Source organism: Olsenella uli (assembly GCF_901212675.1).
Classification (GTDB): Bacteria; Actinomycetota; Coriobacteriia; order Coriobacteriales; family Atopobiaceae; genus Parolsenella; species Parolsenella uli_B.
This window is the reverse complement of sequence record NZ_CAAKOQ010000026.1, coordinates 26209-32669: the sequence shown is the minus strand read 5'-3', so window position 1 is coordinate 32669 and position 6461 is coordinate 26209. Positions and strand designations below refer to the sequence as shown.

Sequence of the window (6461 nt, the reverse complement as noted above, 5' to 3'; positions counted from 1 at the left end):
CTCGCCGTGGTGTGCTACGTCAACTCCACCTCCGAGATAAAGACGTGGAGCGACGTCTGCGTGGCCTCGTCCAACGCGGTCAAGATCTGCTCGGGGCTCCCCCAGCACAACATCCTGTTCATCCCCGACCAGAACCTCGGGCGCTACGTGGCCGAGCAGCTGCCCGACAAGCACGTGATCCTCAACCGCAGGTACTGCCCGCGCCACATGATGATCTCCCCCGAGCAGGTCGACGACCTGCTGGTCGCGCACCCCGACGCGCTGGTGCTCGCGCACCCCGAGTGCACGGCCGAGGTGCTCGCCCAGGCGGACTACATCGGCTCCACCAAGGGCATCATCGAGTTCGCCGCGAGCCACCCCGAGCAGACGGACTTCATCGTGCTCACGGTCGTGGGCGTGATCGGCGAGCTGCGCCGCCGCCGGCCCGACGCGCGCTTCTGGTTTCCGGCCACGACGCCGACCTGCGTGAACATGGCGATGGTGACGCTCGACAGGCTGGTGGCGTGCCTGCGCGACCCCGAGGCCCACGAGGTGCGCGTGGACGAGGCGCTCGTACCGGCGGCCAAGGTCACGCTCGAGCGCATGCTCGAGTACGCGGGGAGATAGCGCATGGGCACCGGGAGAGGTGCCGGCGCGGCAGAAGGCGCGGCCGGCACGTACGACGTCGTGATCGTGGGCTGCGGCGTGGCCGGGCTGTACGCCGCGATCAACCTGCCACGAGGGCTGTCCGTCGCCATGCTATCCAAGGCAAGCCTCGAGGAGTGCGACTCCATACTCGCTCAGGGCGGCATCTGCGTGCTGCGCGACGCCGAGGACTACCGGCCTTACTTCCGCGACACCATGCGCGCGGGGCACTGGGAGAACCGCCGCAGCTAGGTGGACGCGATGATTCGCACGAGCCGCGCCGTGATCGACGAGCTCGTGGGGTTTGGCGTCGAGTTCGAGCGCGAGGCGGACGGGTCGCTCGCCTACACCCGCGAGGGCGCCCACAGCGCACCGCGCATCTGCTGTCACGCCGACGTCACCGGGCGCGAGATCACCACCAAGCCGCTGGCGCGCGTGCGCGGGCTCGAGAACGTGACGCTTCTGGAGAACGTCGAGATGACGGACATCCTCGAGGCCGGCGAGGGCAACGGACGCCGCGCTTGAGGCCGACGTGGATACCGCGGACATCGCCGACGAGCTCGCCGGCGTCGGCGAGCCGGCGCCCGGCACGAGCGCGACGGACCCCGCGTCGTCGGCGTGCTGCGAGCAGGCCCGCCGCCGCGCGGAGGAGCTTCGCTCCGCACGCGGGTAGCGCGGGCGTCGCGGGGCCGCCCCGGCGACCTCACCAACGCCAAGGCCCGTAGGGTGAAACCTGAACACGTCCCCGAGTGCACATGGGAGGAGACGGCATGGATCCGATCACGCTCAAGCTCGTCGCGGAGCCGCTCGTGAGGCAGGCGCTCGCCGAGGACATCACCAGCGAGGACGTCTCGACGGCAAGCGTCATGCCCGGCGCGCACCGCGCCACGGTGCAGCTCATCACCAAGGCCGACGGCGTCATCTGCGGCCTGGACGTCTTCGAGCGCCCCATCCAGCTGTGCGACATCAATGCCTTTTTTTTGCAGACTATTATGCCAAACAGTACGATCAAGAAGCACAAGGCGCAGAACTGGTTTTACCTACTTGAGCCAATCTTGCTGAAGGTAGCTACGAAGAGCGATCCTCACGGAATAGTGAGATGCTAAATAGGAGGAGGCCAGTCTCTCGACCGGCCCCTGGAGCCCCCTACTTGCAAGCAGCCAACGCGAAGTCTTCCCATTCGGTCTGAAGCACGGTGAAGATTGCCTCTGGTCTCAGGCTCAGGTCAACTTTTGGGCCTATCTAAAACCGGATTGTATATAACTTGTTATTATATTTTTATATTCGCATATCTATGCACTGTTGGAATCCCGAGGCACGATAACGGGTTCACTATCGCATTCTGCGACCATTTGAAGACACCCTATCCTACCTGCAGTTTTAATACCATAATCGCAGGTAGATTGCGTAGGTTGCAAACAACGATAGTGAACCCGAAATCAGGCTTTTTATGGAAATACCTCGAAATCGCTATGCAGTTTCGTACCCACAAGCAAGCTCGTCGGGTCAACACGCAGACACTCGTCAGCGAATGGACCCTGTCGACGGAATGTCATCGCCCACACTTCAAGCAGCCACAACCGGCAACTTCCCACTGCCGTGAGATTTCGAGGCGGCCTTGGGAACAAGAGGCAAGGACACAACACCATGGCCCCGCCTCGGGGCATGCATAAGGAGCACCCATGAGCACCGCGACAACGGTTGGCACGACCTCTGTGAACGTGCCGGCCAACTTCGACTTCATCGAGCCCGCGCCGTACGACGCGCCGGGGTCGGCGAGCTTTGGCAAGAAGACCGACGGGGCCATCTGCCACGTCACGCTGGCGCCGGTCGGGCGCAACGCGGCGCTGCCGTTTGGCGACGCGCAGGCCGTCATCGACGACATCCACGAGACCCTCGACGACGACCAGGGCCTCATCGAGGTCGACACGGGCACCACCACGGCCGGCCACCCCTACATCTACAGCATCGTGCGCACCAACATGGGTCCCGGCAACGAGCACTACGGCCTCAAGCTGCACATCGACACGGGCACCGACGCAGGCGTCATCGGCGCGGTGGGCGCGTTCGACACCCTGGGCGTCTCGAGCTACCGCGACTCCTACGTCTTCAGCAAGCTGGACAGGGACAACGCGCGCATCATGGAGGGCTGGTTCATGGACCCCTATGACCCGTCGTTCATCCGCGGCAACCCGATGAACCACTCCGAGCTGCCCGAGTACGACGACGACTTCCCCGACCACCCGCTCACGCTCGTGCGCCGCTTTGTCCGCGAGCTGGTGGAAAATAACTAGCGGCGTCGGCGATGCGGCGAGGAATGGCAGGGCGCTTCGGAAATCTGACAGGTGAGACGCGCGGCGGGAGGCAGCATGGCAGTGGCGACGCGCGAGCAGGGCATTCGGGCACGAGATGTCAAGAATGTCGTGTTCGACATGGGCAACGTGCTTATGAGGTTCGACGGTGAGCTCTTCGCCCACGACTTCACCGACAACGAGGAGGATGCCCAGCTTCTCTACCAGGCACTCTTTGGCCGAACCGAGTGGGCTCTGCTCGACTCGGGCACCATATCGCACGAGACCATCGCGCGCGTCGCACGGACGCACCTGCCCGAGCGGCTGCATCCCAACCTTGCCGAGTGCCTCGCCCGCTGGCCCGAGCACTCGCACCCCATCGAGCCCACGAACGAGCTGGCCCGGCGCCTGCACGAGGCCGGCTACGGCGTCTACCTGCTGTCCAATGCCTCCACGCGCATCGGCGAGCAGCTTGGCCATATGCCCGCGATGCGCGTGCTCGACGGCTGGATGGCATCGGCCTTCGAGAGGCTCATGAAGCCGGACCCGGCCATCTACCAGCTGCTCTGCGAGCGCTTTGGCCTCGACGCGGCGAGCTGCCTCTTCGTGGACGACAAGGAGGACAACTGCGAGGGCGCCCGTGTGACCGGCATGCAGGCGTTCCTCTTCACCGGCGAGGACGGCGGCGACGCGGTCGAGCTGGGTCGCCTCTTGCTGGAAAGGTAGGGCGAGGCCTCGGCTGGCGGGGGCGAGAGGCGCGACCTTGTTACGCACTCGTTGCATGGGTGGGGGTTCGCGAGACTGGCACGGACCTAACGAACGTGCGCATAACCGAGATTATTGACGAGCAGCAAGCCGGAAAAGTCGGTTATGCGCACGCTCGCCGGATGCTGGGCGAGGTAACCGCGGATTGGGCGCTGGGCAAGGCGGCTGCGGATCGGGAGCGGCCGGGGATGCCGGGTTGGCAGCCCGCGGGTTGGGCGCTGGGCAAGGCGGCTGCGGATCGGGAGCGGCCGGGGACCTCAGCCGGACTTAGAACTCGGCGAACTCTGGGGCAAAGATCTCGCAGAGTTCCTCGCCGTTGGCGAGCTCGCGCATGGCCGAGACGAACGCGACCTCCTCACCCGCGCGAAACGTGAGCGTAAGGTGCACGTCGGCCGCATAGTCGGTACCGACGACATGCGCCCCCGAGCGCTCGGCAAGGTCGCGCACGCGATCGTGCAGGCTGTAGGGAATGGTCGCCACCACGCGGCAGACGAGCGTCATCTCGACGATGAGCCCCTGCTCGTGGGCCGTGTCGACCGCGCGCTGCGTGGCGGTAGAGTAGGCCCGCACGAGCCCACCCGGCCCCAGCAGCGTGCCGCCAAAGTAGCGCGTCACCACACAGCAAACGTTGGCAAGGCCGGCGCCGCGCAGCACCTCGAGCGTGGGCATGCCGCTCGTGCGCTGGGGCTCGCCGTCGTCGCTCGCTCGCTCGCGGCCGTCGGCGAGGATCCAGGCCGGCACGTTGTGCCGTGCGTCGTAGTGGCGGGCGCGAACGGCCTCGATGAACGCGGCAGTCTCGTCCTCCGACTCCACGTGCGTGAGCTGCGCGATGAAGCGGCTCTTGCGGTCGACGAACTCGGCCGTGGCCTCCGCGCCGGCACGCATCGTGAGGTAGGAGATGGCGCCCGCGCCAGGAGCGCCTCCCGGCCCCGCGGCAGCGCCCGCACCCGCGGCACCCGTGGCCCCGCACTCCCCTGCCTGCGACCTGCGGCCCTTTGCCACTAGATGCCCTTCAGCATGTGCGCGATGAACTCGGCGGCATCGCCCTCATCGGGCCCGTCGATCGTGAGCGTGAGCTCGTCGCCAAGCTCGGCCTGGAGCCCCATGAGCGCGATGGGGTCCGACGCGCTGGCGTGCCGGCGCCCGTGCAAGACCACCACATCGCTCTTCCACTTGGCCGCCTCCGCGGCGACGAGCATCACCGGGCGGGCGTGGAACCCCAGCGGGTCCACGATGGTGTGCGACAGCTCGACCATGGCCTTCCTCTCCCCTACGCCGGCCCTTCCGACCGGCCCATCGGGGCGCGACGCCAACGCGCGCGGCGCCCCGACCAAACCCTCCCGCAAAGAAACGGGACCCAGCCGCGCCCCCAACGCGGCCAGGTCCCAGGTGTCGCTACGCGCGCTCGGCCAGCTCGAGCACCAGGCGCTCGGTCTTCTCCCAGCCGATGCAGGCGTCGGTGATGGACTTGCCGTACGCGCCGCCGTCGACGGGCTGGTTGCCGTCCTCGATGTAGGACTCCACCATGAAGCCGCGCACGAGCCGGTCGATCGTCTCGTTGCGGGCGCAGGAGTCGGCCACCTCGTGGCAGATGCGCAGCTGCTCGAACGGACGCTTGCCCGAGTTGTCGTGGTTGCAGTCGATGATGGCCGCCGGGTTCTCGTACTTCTCGGCGTCATAGCGCGCGGCGAGGCGTTCGAGGTACTCGTAGTGATAGTTGGGATAGTTGATGCCGTCGAGGCCCTGGTAGCCGCGCAGCACCGCGTGGGCGAGCGGGTTGCCCGTGGTCTCGACCTCCCAGTTGCGGAAGATGAAGGTCTGCGGGGCCTGCGCCGCGTAGATGGAGTTGAGCATGACCGCCGTGGAGCCGCCGGTGGGGTTCTTCATGCCCACGGGGCACGGCACGCCCGACGCCACGAGGCGGTGCTCCTGGTTCTCGACCGAGCGCGCGCCCACCGCGATGTAGCTGAGCAGGTCGATGAGGTACTGGTAGTTGGACGGGTAGAGCATCTCGTCGGCCGTGAAGAAGCCCGACTCCTCGGCTACGCGCAGGTGCATGTGGCGGATGGCCTTGACGCCCTCGAGCAGGTCGGGCGCACCCTCGGGGTCGGGGTTGTGGAGCAGGCCCTTGTAGCCGGTGCCGCGGGTACGCGGCTTGTTGGTGTAGACGCGCGGGATGACGACGAGCTTGTCGGAGACGCGCTCGGCGAGCTTGGCGAGGCGGGTCACGTAGTCGAGCACGGAATCCTCACGGTCGGCCGAGCAGGGGCCAATGATGAGCAGACGGCGCTCGCGGTCGCGGCCGGTGAGGATGTCGGCCACCTGCGCGTCAAAGGCGGACTTTCTTGCGGCAAGCTCGGCCGGGACGGGCATCTCCTCGCGAATCTCCTTGGGGATGGGCAAGTGGCGCTTGAAGTTCATGGTCATGGTCATGGGTGGTCTCCCTTGGAGGCGCGCGGGGTGGCGCGGCAGCACGTTCGCATGCGTCTGGTTTGGCGATTATCTCGCGAAACGACATCATACGGCAAGGGAGGGACCTCGCGGCGCGCCGGATGGCAGCGTCTCCGAGCCAAAGCGACGGGGCGGTTGACGCCCAGCCGGCATGGACAGGCGCCCACAACCCATTGGCCCCTTGGCAAAATCGTCTCGCAAGCAATCTACGCGGCGCATGCGAATGGGCGTCTTCGCACTTTTGAGTTGTGAACGACTAATAGGCCGATTTCGAGGCACCGTCGTCGCAAACTCCGGGATAACTACTTTTGACTATGCCGTTTCGGCCCA

Annotated in this window: 8 protein-coding genes and 1 pseudogene (1 of these 9 running past the window's edge); 6 read left to right on the top strand and 3 right to left on the bottom strand. The window is 66.3% G+C overall.

The window, feature by feature from the left end; genetic code table 11:
* The 6 genes and pseudogenes from nadA to EFAMC1_RS03060 all read left to right on the top strand — a co-directional run.
* Positions 1-606 carry the 3' portion of a quinolinate synthase NadA gene (gene nadA / locus EFAMC1_RS03085; RefSeq protein ID WP_261981739.1) on the top strand. The gene continues 456 nt to the left of window position 1, outside the view, so only the last 606 of its 1062 coding nucleotides appear in the window; its start codon lies beyond the left edge, outside the window; it ends in the stop codon at positions 604-606.
* A gap of 3 nt (positions 607-609) precedes the next feature.
* A pseudogene (locus tag EFAMC1_RS03080) lies at positions 610-1149 on the top strand (FAD-binding protein).
* Between the two features lie 7 nt (positions 1150-1156).
* The gene (locus tag EFAMC1_RS03075) at positions 1157-1297 is read left to right on the top strand and encodes a hypothetical protein (RefSeq protein ID WP_187324527.1); all 141 of its coding nucleotides are present in this window, start codon (positions 1157-1159) and stop codon (positions 1295-1297) included.
* A gap of 97 nt (positions 1298-1394) precedes the next feature.
* Positions 1395-1730 (top strand): hypothetical protein, encoded by a 336-nt coding sequence (locus tag EFAMC1_RS03070; RefSeq protein ID WP_154052864.1) that lies wholly within the window; start codon positions 1395-1397, stop codon positions 1728-1730.
* A 576-nt stretch (positions 1731-2306) separates the two neighbouring features.
* Complete coding sequence (locus EFAMC1_RS03065; protein WP_154052863.1) at positions 2307-2918, top strand: hypothetical protein; 612 nt, start codon at positions 2307-2309, stop codon at positions 2916-2918.
* Between the two features lie 75 nt (positions 2919-2993).
* On the top strand, positions 2994-3641 hold the full coding sequence (locus EFAMC1_RS03060; protein ID WP_154052862.1) for an HAD family hydrolase: 648 nt from the start codon (positions 2994-2996) through the stop codon (positions 3639-3641).
* Positions 3642-3947: 306 nt separating this feature from the next.
* On the opposite strand, the gene EFAMC1_RS03055 is transcribed toward EFAMC1_RS03060, so the two are convergent.
* From EFAMC1_RS03055 to EFAMC1_RS03045, 3 genes are all read right to left on the bottom strand, one after another.
* A complete protein-coding gene (locus tag EFAMC1_RS03055; RefSeq protein ID WP_154052881.1) occupies positions 3948-4565 on the bottom strand; it encodes an IMPACT family protein in 618 nt (205 codons plus the stop codon).
* 116 nt (positions 4566-4681) lie between these two features.
* Complete coding sequence (locus EFAMC1_RS03050) at positions 4682-4936, bottom strand: HPr family phosphocarrier protein (protein WP_154052861.1); 255 nt, start codon at positions 4934-4936, stop codon at positions 4682-4684.
* A gap of 139 nt (positions 4937-5075) precedes the next feature.
* Positions 5076-6107: a 3-deoxy-7-phosphoheptulonate synthase gene (locus EFAMC1_RS03045; RefSeq protein ID WP_154052880.1), complete on the bottom strand. Its 1032-nt coding sequence runs from the start codon at positions 6105-6107 to the stop codon at positions 5076-5078.
* Positions 6108-6461: the final 354 nt, after the last annotated feature.